Annotated in this window: 17 protein-coding genes and 1 riboswitch; of the genes, 6 read left to right on the top strand and 11 right to left on the bottom strand. The window is 58.4% G+C overall.

Features of this window, described 5'->3' with window-relative positions; all coding sequences use genetic code 11:
• Positions 1-32: 32 nt before the first annotated feature.
• The gene (locus WFO70_RS01965) at positions 33-776 is read right to left on the bottom strand and encodes a MerR family transcriptional regulator (protein ID WP_337014447.1); all 744 of its coding nucleotides are present in this window, start codon (positions 774-776) and stop codon (positions 33-35) included.
• Positions 777-884: 108 nt separating this feature from the next.
• Positions 885-2,111 (bottom strand): diguanylate phosphodiesterase, encoded by a 1,227-nt coding sequence (locus WFO70_RS01960; protein WP_337014446.1) that lies wholly within the window; start codon positions 2,109-2,111, stop codon positions 885-887.
• A gap of 304 nt (positions 2,112-2,415) precedes the next feature.
• On the opposite strand from WFO70_RS01960, the gene ycgZ reads away from it, so the two are divergent.
• From ycgZ to yegS, 6 genes are all read left to right on the top strand, one after another.
• Positions 2,416-2,655 carry a regulatory protein YcgZ gene (gene ycgZ, locus WFO70_RS01955; protein WP_337014445.1) on the top strand — a complete coding sequence of 80 codons (240 nt, stop codon included), beginning with the start codon at positions 2,416-2,418 and terminating at the stop codon, positions 2,653-2,655.
• Between the two features lie 138 nt (positions 2,656-2,793).
• Complete coding sequence (locus WFO70_RS01950; protein WP_337014444.1) at positions 2,794-3,108, top strand: hypothetical protein; 315 nt, start codon at positions 2,794-2,796, stop codon at positions 3,106-3,108.
• 51 nt (positions 3,109-3,159) lie between these two features.
• The gene (locus WFO70_RS01945; RefSeq protein ID WP_337016562.1) at positions 3,160-3,426 is read left to right on the top strand and encodes a biofilm development regulator YmgB/AriR family protein; all 267 of its coding nucleotides are present in this window, start codon (positions 3,160-3,162) and stop codon (positions 3,424-3,426) included.
• 171 nt (positions 3,427-3,597) lie between these two features.
• Positions 3,598-4,959, top strand: a complete 1,362-nt coding sequence (gene trhP / locus WFO70_RS01940) for a prephenate-dependent tRNA uridine(34) hydroxylase TrhP (RefSeq protein ID WP_337014443.1) — start codon at positions 3,598-3,600, stop codon at positions 4,957-4,959.
• Between the two features lie 345 nt (positions 4,960-5,304).
• Positions 5,305-5,643 (top strand): anti-adapter protein iraM, encoded by a 339-nt coding sequence (locus tag WFO70_RS01935; RefSeq protein WP_337014442.1) that lies wholly within the window; start codon positions 5,305-5,307, stop codon positions 5,641-5,643.
• A gap of 128 nt (positions 5,644-5,771) precedes the next feature.
• The gene (gene yegS / locus WFO70_RS01930) at positions 5,772-6,671 is read left to right on the top strand and encodes a lipid kinase YegS (protein WP_337014441.1); all 900 of its coding nucleotides are present in this window, start codon (positions 5,772-5,774) and stop codon (positions 6,669-6,671) included.
• A 72-nt stretch (positions 6,672-6,743) separates the two neighbouring features.
• Here yegS and WFO70_RS01925 read toward each other — a convergent pair whose 3' ends face one another.
• The 9 genes from WFO70_RS01925 to thiM form a co-directional block, all read right to left on the bottom strand.
• Positions 6,744-7,517 (bottom strand): ABC transporter ATP-binding protein, encoded by a 774-nt coding sequence (locus WFO70_RS01925; protein ID WP_106993524.1) that lies wholly within the window; start codon positions 7,515-7,517, stop codon positions 6,744-6,746.
• A gap of 10 nt (positions 7,518-7,527) precedes the next feature.
• Positions 7,528-8,391, bottom strand: coding sequence for an ABC transporter ATP-binding protein (locus tag WFO70_RS01920; protein WP_337016560.1), 864 nt, complete (start codon positions 8,389-8,391; stop codon positions 7,528-7,530).
• Positions 8,363-9,268, bottom strand: a complete 906-nt coding sequence (locus WFO70_RS01915; protein WP_337014440.1) for an ABC transporter permease — start codon at positions 9,266-9,268, stop codon at positions 8,363-8,365. The genes WFO70_RS01920 and WFO70_RS01915 overlap by 29 nt, the downstream gene beginning before the upstream one ends.
• On the bottom strand, positions 9,265-10,302 hold the full coding sequence (locus tag WFO70_RS01910) for an ABC transporter permease (protein WP_337014439.1): 1,038 nt from the start codon (positions 10,300-10,302) through the stop codon (positions 9,265-9,267). The genes WFO70_RS01915 and WFO70_RS01910 overlap by 4 nt, the downstream gene beginning before the upstream one ends.
• Positions 10,299-11,915 carry an ABC transporter substrate-binding protein gene (locus tag WFO70_RS01905; RefSeq protein ID WP_337014438.1) on the bottom strand — a complete coding sequence of 539 codons (1,617 nt, stop codon included), beginning with the start codon at positions 11,913-11,915 and terminating at the stop codon, positions 10,299-10,301. Before WFO70_RS01905 ends, WFO70_RS01910 begins: the two co-directional genes overlap by 4 nt.
• A 33-nt stretch (positions 11,916-11,948) precedes the next feature.
• Positions 11,949-13,103 (bottom strand): mandelate racemase family protein, encoded by a 1,155-nt coding sequence (locus tag WFO70_RS01900; RefSeq protein ID WP_337014437.1) that lies wholly within the window; start codon positions 13,101-13,103, stop codon positions 11,949-11,951.
• A 268-nt stretch (positions 13,104-13,371) separates the two neighbouring features.
• Positions 13,372-14,424, bottom strand: a complete 1,053-nt coding sequence (fbaB, locus tag WFO70_RS01895; RefSeq protein ID WP_337014436.1) for a class I fructose-bisphosphate aldolase — start codon at positions 14,422-14,424, stop codon at positions 13,372-13,374.
• Positions 14,425-14,530: 106 nt separating this feature from the next.
• On the bottom strand, positions 14,531-15,331 hold the full coding sequence (thiD, locus tag WFO70_RS01890; RefSeq protein ID WP_337014435.1) for a bifunctional hydroxymethylpyrimidine kinase/phosphomethylpyrimidine kinase: 801 nt from the start codon (positions 15,329-15,331) through the stop codon (positions 14,531-14,533).
• Positions 15,328-16,098 carry a hydroxyethylthiazole kinase gene (gene thiM, locus WFO70_RS01885; RefSeq protein ID WP_337014434.1) on the bottom strand — a complete coding sequence of 257 codons (771 nt, stop codon included), beginning with the start codon at positions 16,096-16,098 and terminating at the stop codon, positions 15,328-15,330. Before thiM ends, thiD begins: the two co-directional genes overlap by 4 nt.
• Before the next feature lie 35 nt (positions 16,099-16,133).
• A riboswitch (TPP riboswitch) is annotated at positions 16,134-16,230 on the bottom strand.
• Positions 16,231-16,507: the final 277 nt, after the last annotated feature.

Below are 16,507 nucleotides of genomic sequence, written 5' to 3'. Positions count from 1 at the left end.
TAAAAAGTGACCCGCTGCGGCGGGCGATCTCATCAGGCAGCGTCGGCTGCTCCGTGGGCGGTAATGCTGTATCCCTGCTTTTGCCAGTGCTCCAGCTGCAGACGCTGTTGCGGCGATAGCCTTTGCCCGGCCCAGACAAGGATATGCTGACCGGGGAAGAACTCCGGATGGGGTATCTCCAGCGGTTCAGCAAACACGTTGATGCGCCAGCCGCGCTGGGAAAGACGCCACGCCTCCAGCCACAGACGGGTACGATCCTCTACGCTCCAGCCAATCAGTAGTGCATCCCGGCCCGCTTTGACGCGTGATTCGCTCAGGCTGGTGACCGCCTGCTCAATGAGAATGCCGTCCAGCATGCTGCCCATTATGCCGGCGGTGTTGTGATCGAGACTGAGGGTTTCCCGGACGGGAATAAATACCTGGTCGATGAGCGCATCCACAGGATGATGCTGGCAAAACGCCAGGATCTGGGCCCGGCATTTCCCAGGGCTGACCTGGCGCAGCGTCCCCATCATCTCTTCCTGCAGCGTACGCCAGTCTCCTGGCTCGGGCGCTTTGTCCTGATCGAGCAGGGCTTTGACCTTACCCACCGGCACGCCACGCTCAATCCAGCGCTTGATCTCCTCAATGCGCTGGATGTCGTCGTCGTCAAATTGTCGATGCCCGCCTTCACTGCGCTGCGGTTTGAGCAGACCATATCGGCGCTGCCATGCGCGTAGTGTGACGGGGTTGATGCCGCAGCGTTCTGCGACATCGCCAATACTGTAAGCGGCCATCGATTCCCCATGCCTGATCGATATATTCTGTAAACAAAGTAACGAATCTCATCGGGCTGTACAACCCGTTATATTGTACAACAGAATTGTATCACTGGCGGGTTTGTATCACTTTAACAGGGGATCGCGCGGCTCAGGCCAGCAAACAGGCGGGATGCCAGCCAGCTGGGGGTGGGCAAACAGGTGCCCCTGGAAGTGAGAAACGCCTGCCGATTCGAGCCACATCCACTCTTCTGGCTGCTCAATACCCACTGCAGAGATCAGAATTTCCAAAGCTGTACAACATTTGATGATGGCCAGCACGATGGCCTGGCGTGGACCGCTCTTGTGCACGTCGCGGATCAGGTCGCGGTTGATCTTAATCCGGTCCGGCTGGAACTGTGCCAGCAGCAGCAGCCCGGCAAAACCGCCGCCAAAGTGGTCAATCGCCACGCCGATGCCCGCAGCCTTCAACTCACGCACCGCGCCGGTGAATTCGTCGAGACGGGAGATGACTTCGTTCTCGGTAAATTCCACGATGATCTGCTCGGCCACCAGCCCGTTAGCCTCTATCTCCTGAATCAGATAGCTCACTGCATCAGGCACGTTGACCAGGGTCATCGGGAGCAGGTTTACGGACAGGCTCTGCTCTCCCAGCCCCAGCTCGCGGGCCATTGCAAAGGCGACGCTCTTGCTTTTGAGGTCGGCTTCGTAGAGTTCATTGCCCACCAACCCTTCGAACCAGTGTCGGGCGATCTCCCCTTCCGGGGTGCGGACCAGGGCTTCCAGAGCGACAATTTCCCGCGCCAGCGGATCGATAATTGGCTGGAAGGCGAAGTTGCATACCTCGCTGTAGCGCTGCGGCAGGGAGCGAACGCTGGCAGCCTCAGTATCGGCAATAAACTCCCAGTGATCCCCTGACGGCAGCTCAAAATAGTTCTCTTTTTCACTCTCCTCGACAAAGGTTCTGAAGAACTGTAGCGCCCTGTCGTTATAGGTTAGCTGGTACCTGGTGGTGCCTTTATCCAGCACGTTTTGCAGTACTTCGCGGGGAATATATTTACGTAAATCAAAGAGTTCCATTCCGCATTTACCGAAACGCCGCGCAGGGGAGTAATCACACAGCAGTTCCACTACGTTGTGATGGCGCGGGTCTTTGCATATTGCGTCATAAATGGCTCTTACGTTCTCCTCAGGTCCTTCGAGCAGCTGAAAAAAGAGCTTGCCGTTAAACAGTAGAATGCCGCTGACATCGGCTTCCCTGTTCTTTTTGTTTGCTGCAACAACCATGTCTTCCAGCACAGTAACCGGCACGTGGTCACGAAAGTGACTCCGGTAAATGATGGTAGTGAGCATAGGGTTTCCAATAGAGGAGGTGAATGAAAGTCCACAGTATCAGATGGTTGACTGTACGTCTTGTTAACCCACCCGGGGGCTGCTGCGCCCTGTTCCTGTTACGGGTGTAAAGGTTAAAATTAGCGAAAATGTACAATAATTCCTTTCTTTATTTCCATATATTTTACAGTTAACACATTGATTACTTTAAGTTAGCACATAATGATCAAAATATATTTGTTAAGTTGTACAATTAGTATGTACAGTATTTAGCAGTTAACAAGACATTAACCATTTTCAGCATTGCTGATTTCAGGAGTGACAGATGCGCCAGAACGGGTTTGCACCGAATACAGCCAATGCCATCGCACAATACTTTAATAAAGCAAACCTGCCTTCCCAGCAGGAGATGCTGGGACAAATCGTGGTGGAGATCCTGCGGGAAGGTAAAATCCTCAACCGTAAAGCCATCTGCACCCGACTGCTTTACCGAATGGAACAGGCATCGGATCGGGAAGAGGAGAGCCGTTACCAAACGCTGATTGGCCTGCTGTTTGATCGTTAAGAGACGTACGCCCACAGCCGCTAATTGAATTGTTTTCAAGTCAGTTCTTTCTTCCGGACAGTTTTTTTATACTGTCGCCACAGACTGACTTAATGCCGCATTCACCCTGCATGTGAAGGTGGCGACAGAGACGTAGTTATGAACAGAAGTGACCATGAACGACTTACTGATGAACTTATTGGCGAAGCCACCCTTTCTCTGCTTAAGGATAACGGCCCGATCAGCATGAAGCTCTTGCTGCAACGGTTACAACAGATGTTATCCGCAGAGCAGGACGGCCAGCGTCGCAACGTGCTTTCCCAAATCATTCTGGAGATTTCCAATGACGGAAAGGATGGCACAAGGCGTAAACCGGTGAGTGAACAGCAGGATTGGGACACGGATGGTCGACACAACAGCAATGTGTACCCCCTGTTTGGCAATAGCCAGCAAGCCAACAGCAAAAAACACTGACTGTACTATTCATTCCTTAACTTAACCGGTGTGACACCTATGAGCCAGGCTATGCTCCAGAAATCAGACTTTTATGAAGAACTGCCAAACGAAGCGTTGGCCAACTATTTTCGTAGCGCTGGCGGTCTGTTAGCCGAAGAGTGGGCGCTGCTGGAAACTGTTGTGAACGCGATTCTGGATGCGAAGGAACCGCTGACCAACAAAGCGATTATTTTACGACTGATCAAGCAGATTGAGGCTACTCACGACGTCGTGAAAGCCGATATCATTCGTAAGACGCTGGAAATTATTGTCGATCACACCCAGGACGACCTCTGAGTCCCCCGCTGAATAAAACGCCGACGGTACTGCCCTGCCGTCGGCGTTTCGTTATCTGAATGGTTTACCTCCCTGCCCCACAGCGTTACAATGCCCGCCCTTAAAGTATGGGATCTCCTCCCGGCGCCCACCTGTGAGCGCATCTGACCTGTCATCAGAACGAGAACAAACATGTTTAAACCGGAACTCCTCTCCCCGGCGGGAACGCTGAAAAATATGCGTTACGCCTTCGCCTATGGCGCCGATGCCGTCTATGCGGGCCAGCCGCGTTACTCGCTGCGCGTGCGTAACAACGAATTCAACCACGAGAATCTGCAGCTCGGCATCAACGAAGCCCACGCGCAGGGGAAAAAATTCTACGTGGTGGTGAACATCGCCCCGCATAACGCCAAGCTGAAGACCTTTATTCGCGACCTGAAACCGGTGGTGGAGATGGGACCGGATGCGTTAATCATGTCGGACCCGGGTTTAATCATGCTGGTGCGGGAGAACTTCCCGGAGATGGACATTCACCTCTCGGTACAGGCGAATGCCGTTAACTGGGCGACGGTGAAATTCTGGCAGCAGATGGGGCTGACCCGCGTGATCCTCTCCCGCGAGCTGTCGCTGGAAGAGATCGAAGAGATCCGCAGCCAGGTGCCGGAAATGGAGCTTGAGATTTTCGTCCACGGCGCGCTGTGCATGGCCTACTCCGGCCGCTGCCTGCTCTCTGGCTACATCAACAAGCGTGACCCTAATCAGGGTACCTGCACCAACGCCTGCCGCTGGGAATATAAGGTCCAGGAAGGTAAGCAGGATGAGGTGGGCAACATCGTGCATAAGCACGAGCCGATCCCGGTGCAGACCATTGAGCCGACGCTGGGCATCGGTGCGCCGACCGACAGCGTATTTATGATTGAAGAGGCCCAGCGCCCGGGCGAGTACATGACCGCGTTTGAAGACGAGCACGGCACCTACATCATGAACTCGAAAGATCTGCGCGCCATCGCCCACGTTGAACGCCTGACCCAGATGGGCGTCCACTCCCTGAAGATTGAAGGCCGCACCAAATCCTATTACTACTGCGCGCGTACCGCCCAGGTCTATCGCAAGGCGATTGACGATGCGGCGGCGGGTAAACCGTTCGACCCGACCCTGCTGGAAACCCTGGAAGGGCTGGCGCACCGCGGCTATACCGAAGGCTTCCTGCGTCGTCATACCCATGATGATTATCAGAACTATGACTACGGCCACTCCCTTTCCGAGCGCCAGCAGTTTGTCGGTGAGTTCACCGGCGAGCGCAAAGGGCCTCTGGCAGCGGTAGCGGTGAAAAACAAATTCCTCGTGGGCAACAGCCTGGAGTTGATGACCCCACAGGGCAACGTCAATTTCACCCTCGAACATATGGAAAATGGCAAAGGGGAAGCGGTAGACGTCGCGCCGGGAGACGGTCATACCGTCTGGCTGCCGGTACCGGAGGATATTTCCCTGGACTATGCCCTGCTGATGCGCAATTTCACCGGGGAAAACACCCGTAATCCGCACGTTGGCTAAGCGTGAAGGGTTATTTTTTGGTATGAGATGATTCTTAGAATTCGATCACATACCGCTGCGTTTGATACGGGTATTATCCATGACGCTGAAAAACATAACCCATAAATGCTAGCTGTACCAGGAACCACCTCCTTAGCCTGTGTAATCTCCCTTACGCAGGCTAATTTTTTTGCCTGAAAATCCCTCCTGCCGCCATCATCCATCAGTGTCCTTAATGTAAATTAATCTTTATTTTCAAGGAGAAGTAAGTTTAATCATCAATTTATTAAAGGCTGGGTATTCAAGGACGTACATGATGCTATTCTTCATGTGAATGAAATTTCACTTAAGGAGAAGGAGAAATCTATGTACTGGGTGGTCGAAAACAGGATGGTGTGCCCTCGTACCGGAACCATATTCATTCACGTTCTGACTGTTAAAAATTTGAGACTGATAATCTGGTATAAAGGCGATTATTTTATCAGCACCGGCTCGGTTCTTGTTACTGGTCCCTTCGGGATTGCCATTGATGGCAAACTCAAAAAGCTACATATCCTGCGCACTTTTCCTTATAACGCCACCTTTTGGTCCTCATTTGTCACCAAATCCGGCTGCCCGGGTAACGATGGCACTTTGATGACACGCTGCAAGCATCACCCTGATTGTGTCTTCGCGTTATGCCCGTATGGTGCCATTGCGCCATAACGGTTAGTGTCCGAGTGGCGCACGTTTTGGCTCGCCACTCATTTAATTTTTACCCTTTCATCCTCTTCTTACCCGCTTTTCCCCGCGCTGCGATACACTTTTGAAAGATCAGCACAGGAGCAATGTGGATGGCGACCTATCCGGCAAGTTTATTAATTCTGAACGGCAAAGGAACAGGCAACGATCTGTTGCGCGAAGCCGTGACGCTTCTTCGTGAAGAAGGGGTGGTGATCCATGTCCGCGTGACATGGGAGAAAGGTGATGCAGCCCGTTATATTCAGGAAGCCTGCGACCTCGGGGTGGAGACCGTCATTGCGGGCGGCGGCGATGGCACCATTAATGAAGTGGCGACGGCACTGATTGACCTGCCAGAGGCGCAGCGTCCGGCGCTGGGCATTCTGCCTCTCGGCACCGCCAACGATTTTGCCACCAGCGCGGGGATCCCGGAGGCGCTCGATAAAGCCCTGCAACTGGCGATCGCCGGTAAAGCCACGGCGGTGGATATTGCCCGGGTGAATGATGAAACCTGCTTTATCAATATGGCGACGGGCGGATTTGGCACCCGCATTACCAGCGAAACCCCGGAGAAACTGAAAGCCGCGCTCGGCGGCGTGTCGTACCTGATCCACGGGCTGGCGCGCATGGATTTGCTCAAACCCGACACCTGTGAAATTCGCGGCGAGAACTTTCGCTGGCAGGGTGATGCGCTGGTGATTGGTATCGGTAATGGCCGTCAGGCGGGCGGTGGGCAGCAGCTCTGTCCGGATGCGCTGATAAATGACGGGCAGCTGCAGCTGCGGATTTTTTCTGCCAATGAGCTGCTTCCGGCCCTGCTGACCACCCTGACCAAACCGGAGGAGAGCCCGAACGTGATTGATGGACAGTCCGCCTGGTTCGAGGTCGTCGCTCCGCACGGGATGACCTTTAACCTGGACGGCGAACCGCTGAGCGGCGACCATTTCCGCATTGCCCTGTTACCGGGCGCAATCCGGTGTCGGCTGCCGCCGGATTGCCCGCTTCTGCGCTGAGTATTGCCGGGTGGCGCTGCGCTTACCCGGCCTACAAAACTTTTACCTCCGCCACCCGGCAAACAAACCGCACTAATACACTGCCACCTCCCTCGCCATCTCGCGGGAATACTGCTGGCTGGCATTGACCAGCATCCGGGTGTAATCGGTTTGCGCCTGCCCCGCTACCAGATCGTCCACCGTCAGCGTTTCGAGGATTTTCCCGTACTGCATCACCGCCACCTTCTGGCACAGGTGGGCAATCACCCCGAGGTCGTGGGTCACCATCAGGTAGGTCAGCTTCGACTCCCGCTGCAGCTCCGCCAGCAGGTTTAAGATCTCCGCCTGCACCGAGACGTCCAGCGCCGAGGTGGGCTCGTCGAGCAGCAGCACCTGCGGCTCAAGGATCAGCGCCCGGGCAATCGCCACGCGCTGACGCTGGCCGCCGGAGAGCTGATGCGGATAACGGTCGCGGAAGGCGCGGTTGAGGCCGACTTTATCCAGCAGGGCATGAATGCGCCGATCCCGGTCGTTGATGCCGTGGATCTGCAGCGGCTCTTCCAGAATATCGCCGATGGTATGCCGCGGATGCAGCGAACCGTAGGGATCCTGAAACACCATCTGCACCAGCCGACAGCGCTGGGGGCTGATGCGCCGCTCCAGCGGCTGCCCGTTGATCGCCAGCGCCCCGTCCCAGTGGGTGAACAGCCCGGCCAGACACTTCAATACCGTGGTTTTGCCGGATCCCGACTCCCCCACCAGGCCGTAAATCTCTCCTGGCTGGACGTTAATATTGACGTCATACAGCACCTGGCTGCGTTTCTCGCCTTCGCCGAACGCCAGATTCAGGTTTTTTACCTCGATCATCTTTCGCTCCTTATTCGGTCAGCCAGCTGGCCTGGCGCTGCAACACCGGCAGCACCGGACGGCGGTGATTCATCTCCGGCAGGGCATCGATCAGCCCCTGCGTGTAGGGGTGCTGCGCGTTGTGCAGGTCGCAGGCGGCAATGGACTCCACCACCCGCCCGGCGTACATCACCAGCACCCGGTCGCAGAAGCTGCGCACCAGGTTGATGTCGTGGCTGATAAAGATCAGCCCCAGCCCGCGGGACTGGACCAGGTCGTCGAGCAGTCCCAGCACCTGAAGGCGCACCGAGACGTCCAGCGCCGAGGTCGGTTCATCGGCGATCACCAGCTCCGGGTCGGTGATCAGCATCATGGCGATCATGATGCGTTGCCCCTGCCCGCCGGAGATCTCATGCGGATAGAGCTGATACACCCGCTCAGGCTGGCGGATGCGCACCACGTCGAGCATCTCCAGCACTTTGGCTTTCGCCTCCGCCTTGCGCCCCGGATGGTGGGTCAGCCAGGCCTCGGCAATCTGATCCCCGACGCAGACCACCGGGTTCAGGGAGTACTTGGGATCCTGCATGATCATCGAGATGCGCTTGCCGCGAATACCGCGCATCTGCGCCTCGCTGACGCTGCGAAGATCAACATCGCCAAACTGCATCCGGGTGGCGGTGATCCGCGCCTTTGCCGGATGCAGGCGCAGCAGCGCCCTTCCGACGGTGGATTTCCCCGAGCCCGACTCGCCGACAATCGCCAGCTTCTCGCGCCCGAGCTGAAAGGAGACGCCGCGCACCGCGTTGGTCACCGCGCGTCCGTTGATAAAGTCGACGTGCAGATCGCGCACGTCGAGCAGCGGCTCATTAGTTGCTGCGAGGATCGAGGATGTCACGTAAGCCATCTCCTAAGAAATTGAACGCCAGGCTGTTGATCAGGATCGCCAGCCCCGGAATAGTTACCACCCACCAGCACTCCATCATGTAGGTGCGGCCGCTGGAGATCATTGCCCCCCACTCCGGCTCCGGCGGCTGCGCCCCGAGGCCGAGGAAGCCGAGACCGGCGGCGGTCAGGATGATCCCGGCCATGTTCATGGTGATACGGATAATCACCGACGGCAGGCACAGGGGCACAATGTGCCGCCACAGCACCCGCACCGGGGAGGCCCCCTGCAGACGCACGGCGGAGATAAAATCAGCCTGACGCAGTGACAGCGTTTCAGCGCGGGCCAGACGGGCAATCGGCGGCCAGGCGGTGATCGTAATCGCAATCACCACGTGTTCCAGCCCCGGGCCGAGGGCCGCGACAAAGGCCAGCGCCAGCACCAGGCTCGGAAAGGAGATAAAGATATCGGTGACGCGCATCAGCACCGCATCCACCTTGCCGCCAAAGTACCCGGCGGTGACGCCCAGCAGCAGCCCCAGCGGACCGACGGTGACCGACACCAGCAGCACGATATAGAGCGTGATCCGCGAGCCATACACCAGGCGGCTGAAGATATCCCGGCCAAACTCGTCGGTGCCGAACCAGTGCTGCGCGTTCGGCGCCACCAGGGCGTTATTGAGATCCTGTACCAGCGGGTTGTAGGGGGCGATCCAGGGCGCGAAGGCCGCGACGATCAGCAGCAGCAGAATGATGCCGCCACCAATGGCCGTCAGCGGGTTGCGCGCCATCTGCCCGACAAACCCGAAGGTGCGACGGGCCATCCGCGCCAGCCGCTGACGTCCTTCGCCGCGCACGGGTTGCAGGGGTGTATCCAGAGAAACGGTCATGATTTCGTCCTCGGGTCAAAGAGTTGATACAGCATGTCGGAGAGCAGGTTGAGCATCACGAAGATGATCCCCACCAGCAGGACGCAGCCCATCACCGCGTTCATGTCCCCCAGCAGCAGGCTGCCGGTGAGGTATGAGCCAAAGCCCGGCCAGGAGAAGACGGTTTCAATCAGCACCGCGCCTTCCAGCAGCGAGCCGTAGGCCAGTGCCACCACCGTCAGCAGCTGCACGAGGATATTGCGGAACGCGTGGTTCCAGATCACCTGGCGCTCGGTCAGGCCTTTTACCCGGGCGGTGATGATGAACTCCTGCGACAGCTGGGCCAGCATAAAGCTGCGGGTCATGCGGCTGATGTAGGCCAGGGAGTGGAAGCCCAGCAGCGAGGCCGGCAGCACCAGGTGATTAATGGCATTCCAGAACACCGCGCTGTTGCCTGCCAGCAGGGCATCCACGGTCATCAGGCCGGTACGGCGCGGCACCAGACCATCCAGGCCCAGATCCAGCCGTCCGGCACCGCCTACCCAGCCGAGCCAGGCGTAGAACAGCAGCAGCCCCATCATCCCCACCCAGAAGATCGGCGTGGAGTAACCGGCGAGGCTGATGATGCGCACCACGTAATCCGAGACGCTGTTGCGGCGCGCGGCGGCCAGCACCCCCAGCGGAATGCCCAGACCGGCCCCGACGATAATCGCCATCGTCGCCAGCTCCAGGGTCGCCGGGAAGACGCGCAGAATGTCATCCAGCACCGGCTTGCCGGTCAGCAGGGCATTGCCCAGGTCGCCGTGCAGCAGGTTGTTAAGATAAATGCCGAACTGGGTCAGCAGGGATTTATCAAAGCCCAGCTGGTGATACACCTGCTGATAGGTGCTGTGATCGGCGTCCGGGCCGACAATCGCCAGCACCGGATCCACCGGCATCACGCGGCCGATAAAGAAGGTCAGCACCAGCAGGCCGAACAGGGTCACCAGCACCTGGGTCAGTCGTTTCGAGAAACGCCGGGTGCGGGAGCCCGGGGCGAGGATCGCAACGCTCATTTTTCACCTCCGGTTTTGTACACTTCCCGCAGGAAGGTGGTGGCCGACGGATGCGACTGGAAGTTTTTCACCTCGTTACGCACCACCACCGAATCGACCATCTGCGACAGGGGGATCAGGGCCGGGATCAGCTGGTCATAACGCACCTGAATCTGCTGATAATCGGCGATCTGCTTCTGCGGATCGCGCTCCAGCAGGGCCTTGTCGATCATCTCGTTCAGCGGCTTGTCGTAAAAACCGGTGCGCCAGCCCTGGAAGTTGGTCAGCCGGGCTTCGTCGCTGTTGTCCGGGTTGTAGACCAGCGCGCGCAGGCTGGAGTGCGGATGCGGCTCCACGCCGCTGCCGCCGCGCCCGACCAGCATGTCGAACTTACGCTCGCGCATCGCGCCGTAGATCTGGTTCCCGGTGCCGGTGATGATTTTGGCGTTAATCCCCGCCTGCATCAGGGTGGACTGCACCGCAATGGCGATATTGAGGAACGGCTGGTCCGCTAGCACCCGCAGGGTGGTGTCGAAACCATCCGGATAGCCCGCTTCCGCCAGCAGCTTTTTGGCGCGGGCGATGTCGAGCCTGTAGCCCGGGTCCGGCAGGGTTGACGGCATCCCCGCCTTGATTGGCCGCTGGTGCAGCACGCCGTAACCCGGCATCAGCGCCTTGTTGATGCCCTGATAGTCAATCAAGTAGCGCACCGCTTCACGCACTTTCGGGTTGGCGAAGTGCGCCTCCTTCATGCTCATTGCCACGTAGTAGACCGTGCCCTTCTGCACGGCTTCCACCGTCAGCTGCGGATCCTTACGCAGGGCGTTGATGTCGGCCACCGCCATGTTGCTGGCGATATCCAGATCGCCCTTCTCCACCATCAGGCGCAGGGTTTGCGACTCCTGAAAATGGCGCAGGACCACGCGGTTCATCTTCGGCTCTTCACGCCAGTATTTCGGATTGCGCTGCATGCGCAGAACGTCTTTGGCCTGCCAGGTCTCCAGCATAAAGGGGCCGGAACCGGCTTCATTGGTGGTCAGCCAGCGGTTGCCCCAGTCGCTGTTGACCTCGTGGCTGAGTACCGTTTTGCGGTCCAGCACGCCGAGGTTGCCCAGCGCGCCGAGGGAGTAGATCACCAGCTGCGGATCGTTGGCCTTCGGCAGGGTGAGCTGCACGGTGTGGTCATCGAGGGCTTTGATCTGCTGGTCGATATTCTTCTTAGAAAAGCCGTAGGATTTCCATACCGAGGCCTGAGCGAGGTTGAGATGCAGCAGGCGGCGCATCGACCACACCACGTCCTCGGCGGTCAGCGGATTGCCGGAGTGGAAGGTCACGTTGTCGCGAAGGTGGAAGGTCAGGGTTTTGCCGTCCGGGGAGATGTCCCAGGATTTCGCCAGCGCCGGTTTGACGTTGGTGAGGGTATTGGGATCCAGCTCCACCAGCGAATCGTAGAGATTGACCACGATGCCGACCACTTCGTTACCGGTCATCGCGGCCGGATCGAGGGTCAGCAGGTTGTTCATGTTCATGCCGATGATGAGCTGATCGGGCGGCGTTTTCGCGTACGCCGCACCGCTCCCCATCATCAGCGAGAGCGCGAGTAAACACGCTCCAGCCAGAGAGGTTCGTTTCATGTATATATCGCCTGTAGGGTACGTTTTTATCTGTCAGTCGTGGCTGACGGTATTGGCTTCGATATACGCAAAATTAATGTCTTCGCCGAGTCCCGGGCGCGTCGGCAGACTGACCATGCCCTCGTCATCCATCGGGTCGATCAGGCTGTGCAGATACGCCGCCGGTTCGTCGTAATCGAGGAACGGGTGCAACAGGCCGCGCTCGTACCAGCGGCAATTCTTGATGGCACCAATCACCGCCAGGCTCGCCGCGCCGTTGCCATGCACTTCGCAGTCCATCCCGAACGACTCCGCGAGGTTCGCCACTTTCAGGGTCGGCGAGATGCCGCCGACGCCGTTCGATCCGGCGCGCAGGATATCGCAGGCCCCGGCTTTGACCCAGTCGGCGCGGCTGTGGTGCTTCCCGCCCAGGCTTTCCGGCCCGATGATCGGAATGGAGAGGTTTTCCGCCAGCCAGGCGTAGGAGGACATGCTCTCCTCTTCCATTGGCTCTTCAAACCACGCGAAGTTGAGTTTCTCCAGCTCCTTGCCGATGTACAGCGCTTCGGTGCGACTGTACCAGTGGTAGCCGTCGATCATCAGGTCGATGTCCGGGCCGACCGCTTCACGCACTGCGGCACAGGCTTTGACGTCCATCTTTGGATTGGGGGCGAAGGAGACCGGCGGCATCCAGGTGTGCAGCTTAATCGCTTTGTATCCGCGGGCGACCAGCGTCTCGGCAAAGCTGGCGTACTCTTCCGGCGTCGAGAGGCCGCCGGGCAGATCGTCGCCGCACATGGTGCTGCCGTAGGCCGGGACTTTGTCGCGGTAGCCGCCGAGCAGTTTCCACACCGGCATATTCAGTTTGCGACCAATCAGATCCCACAGCGCCTGCTCAACAAACCCCAGCGCGCGTTCGGTCAGCTGGTGGGCGCTGCCGCGCTGCCAGTGGGCCAGCTCCTGCCAGATCTTCTCGCGATTGAACGCGTCCTGGCCGACCATGACTTTACGAAAGAAGGTGTTGACCACAAAAGGGCGCACCACTTCCGGCGGCGCAAATGAATACCCTTTGGTGCCATCGTCTGCGGTAATGGTCAGCATCGCCATTTTTGCCAGACTCTCCGGCCCCGGATGGGAGTGCCCGGCGGTGTCGGAGACCCGGCGCGTGGGATACTGAAAGACGGTGACGTTTACAGATTCGATTTTCATTTTCAGTCCTTAAAACAACGTAGGTTCAGCATGTTCTGTCATTTTGAAAAGCTGTTTCGAAACTAACTGTAAGCGCAAAATTCATCCACTGCCTTAGACAAATTCCGCTAAGCGTCGACCGTTTTTTGTGCATCTGCACGGGGGGGAGTGATACTTTTCACAAAAGCATGGGGAAGTGTGAAGTGGATCGGGAGGGATCGTTGAATGAAATGAAATGGGGTTTTAAGTGGTAGGCCGGGTAAGGCGTAGCCGTCACCCGGCATTAGGGTTACGCGATCGTCACTTTCTTATCCAGATAGACATCCTGCACCGCATTAATCAGCTTCACGCCGTCGGCCATCGATTTCTTAAACGCCTTGCGACCGAGGATCAGCCCCATCCCGCCAGCGCGTTTGTTGATCACCGCCGTGCGCACCGCATCGGTGAGATCGGTTTCCCCGCCTGCCGCCCCGCCGGAGTTAATCAACCCGGCGCGGCCCATATAGCAGTTCGCCAGCTGGTAGCGCACCAGATCAATAGGGTTATCGCTGGTCAGTTTGCTGTAGACCCGATCGTCGGTATAGCCGAATTTCACCGCCCTGTAGCCGCCGTTATTTTCGGCCATTTTCTGCTTGACGATATCCGCCCCGATGGTTGCCGCCAGATGGTTAGCCTGGCCGGTTAAGTCGGCGGACACGTGATAGTCGGTGCCGTCTTTGTTGAAAGCTGGGTTACGCAGGTAGGCCCACAACACGGTCACCAGCCCCAGTTCGTGGGCGCGCTCGAAGGCGGCGGAGATCTCTTCAATCTGACGGCGCGACTGCTCCGAGCCGAAATAGATGGTAGCCCCTACCGCCACGGCACCGAGGTTAAAGGCCTGCTCAACGCTGGCGTAGAGGGTCTGGTCATACTCGGTGGGATAGCTCAGGGTCTCGTTGTGGTTAAGCTTCACCAGGAACGGAATGCGGTGCGCGTAACGGCGGGAGACGGACGCCAGTACGCCGTAGGTGGAGGCCACACAGTTACAGCCCGCCTCAATCGCCAGCTCCACGATATTCTTCGGATCAAAATAGAGTGGGTTGGCGGCAAAGGAGGCCCCCGCAGAGTGTTCTACCCCCTGGTCTACCGGCAGGATCGACAGATAGCCGGTTCCACCCAGACGCCCGGTGTTATACAGCGTCTGCATGTTTCGCAGTACCGCGGGCGGGCGGTTGTTGTCCACCATCACGCGGTCGACGTAGTCGTGGCCAGGCAGGTAAAGCTGGTCGGCTGGAATGGTCATACAACGATGCTGTAACAGGCTGTCGGCGTCTTTGCCAAGCAATTGCGTAATATCAGTCATGGTTTTCCTCCCGTCAGTGCCGACCGAGCGTCGGCGTGTTTTATCCAGGCTTACAGGATTGCAAGCCCCATAAGCCTGGTCTGCGGGCCGTCAAATTGCCAGCCGTCTACCACCATGCATGAAAATGATGCACCGGACCAATGCCCTGCCCGACCTCCAGGGTGTCAGCCTGAGCCAGGGCGCAGGAGAGCCAGGCTTTGGCCTCGCGCACCGTATCCGCCCAGCCAGCGTGGCGCGGACGCAGCGCCGCCAGCGCCGCCGAAAGAGTGCAGCCGGTGCCGTGGGTGTTTTTGGTGTTCACCCGCGGGGCGGTAAAGCGCGTGGCCCCGTCGCGGGTGAACAGCCAGTCTGGGCTCTCGGGATCGTCCAGATGACCGCCTTTCATCAGCACCGCCTCGCACCCCATCGCCAGCAATGCCTGGCCCTGCGCTTTCATCTCCTGTTCGCTGCGGGCATGGGGCGCATCCAGTAAAGCGGCTGCTTCGGGCAGATTCGGGGTGATCAGCGCCACCTGCGGCAGCAGCTTTTTACGCAGCGTGTCGACGGCAGCCGGCGACAGGAGCGGATCGCCGCTTTTCGCCAGCATCACCGTGTCCAGCACCACGTTTTTGACCTGATGACGCAGGAGCTGCTCCGCCACGGCCTCGACAATATCGGTTTCAGCGAGCATGCCGATCTTGGTGGTGTCGATGCGCACATCGCTGAATACCGACTCCAGCTGCGCCGCCACGAAATCAGGTTCGATGCGGTAGACCGACTGCACCCCGCGGGTATTTTGCGCCACCAGGGCGGTGATCACCGAGCAGCCGTATGCGCCCAGCGCGGAGAAGGTTTTCAGGTCGGCCTGGATCCCCGCCCCGCCGCTGGGGTCGGTGCCGGCGATAGTCAGGGCATTAATCCGTTTCATGGCTGCGCCCCCAGTTGCCACAGGGCATCCAGAAACGCCGGGGAAAAACTGCCCGGCCCACGACTTTGCGCCGCCGCCAGCGCGCCAGCGCGTTTTATCCAGCCGCAGGCCGCAGCGATGTTATCCAGCCGGTCGCCCGGGAGCGAACAGCTGGCCGCTACCACCGCTGACAGGGCGCAGCCGGTGCCCACCACCCGGGTCATCAGTGGGTCGCCGCCGGTGATGGTCTGGGTACGCAGCCCGTCAGTGACGTAATCCACCTCCCCGGTCACCGCCACCACGGCGTTGGTCTGCCGCGCCAGAGCTTGCGCCGCTGGCAGGGCACTGGCTGCCGTATCGGTGGTGTCCACGCCGCGCCCGCCTGCGCTCATCCCGGCCAGGGCAAGTATTTCCGATGCATTGCCGCGAATGGCCGCCGGTTTGAGGGCGAGAATTTGCTGACAAAAGCGGGTCCGGTACGCCAGCGGGCCAACGGCAACCGGATCGAGCGTCCAGGGTTTGCCTGCCGCCACCGCACTTTCAATCGCCCGGCGCATCGCCTGCGCACGCGGTGCGGTCAGGGTTCCGACGTTGATCAACAGCGCATCGGCGATAGCGGAAAACTGTTCCGCCTCTTCGGCTTCAATCACCATCGCAGGTGATGCGCCGAGAGCCAGTAAAACGTTGGCGGTAAAGGTCTGCACCACGTCATTGGTCATGCAATGGGTCAGCGGAGAACGGGTTCGGAAGTGGTGTAAGGCGTGTAAATTGAGCAGGTCAGGCTGCATGGTATCGCTCCTGCCTGGCGCGAAGAAGCGATAGCCCGGAGGGCATCTGACTTCCCTACGCTGGCATTATCCAGATCAGGTGGTACGGGTATTTCTCAGCCTTCACGTGGAAGGGCACCCCGAGTCAAATTACATGAAATAATGTAACTCCGGCAGCGTAGAGGATGCGTCTGGCAATAGCAAGAGCCTTTCTGTTGCTGCACTCACTCACCAGGACTCCTCCCATCTTTTTAGCTATTCGTGCTAAATGTGATCTTCGTCAAATAGCAAAATCCCGTCTTCCACGATAGTCGTCCGGCGCGATTACTGCGTTACTACTATAGAAACCGGCAGTTTACGGCTGGCTTGATAGACTTAATAAAACAATGATTAGGGAATGAGAAATTCCTCAACTCAATAAGGTTAATGT

Source organism: Leclercia sp. AS011 (assembly GCF_037152535.1).
Classification (GTDB): domain Bacteria; phylum Pseudomonadota; class Gammaproteobacteria; order Enterobacterales; family Enterobacteriaceae; genus Enterobacter.
Note: the sequence above shows the minus strand (reverse complement) of the source record. Positions and strands in the feature narration are given on the sequence as shown.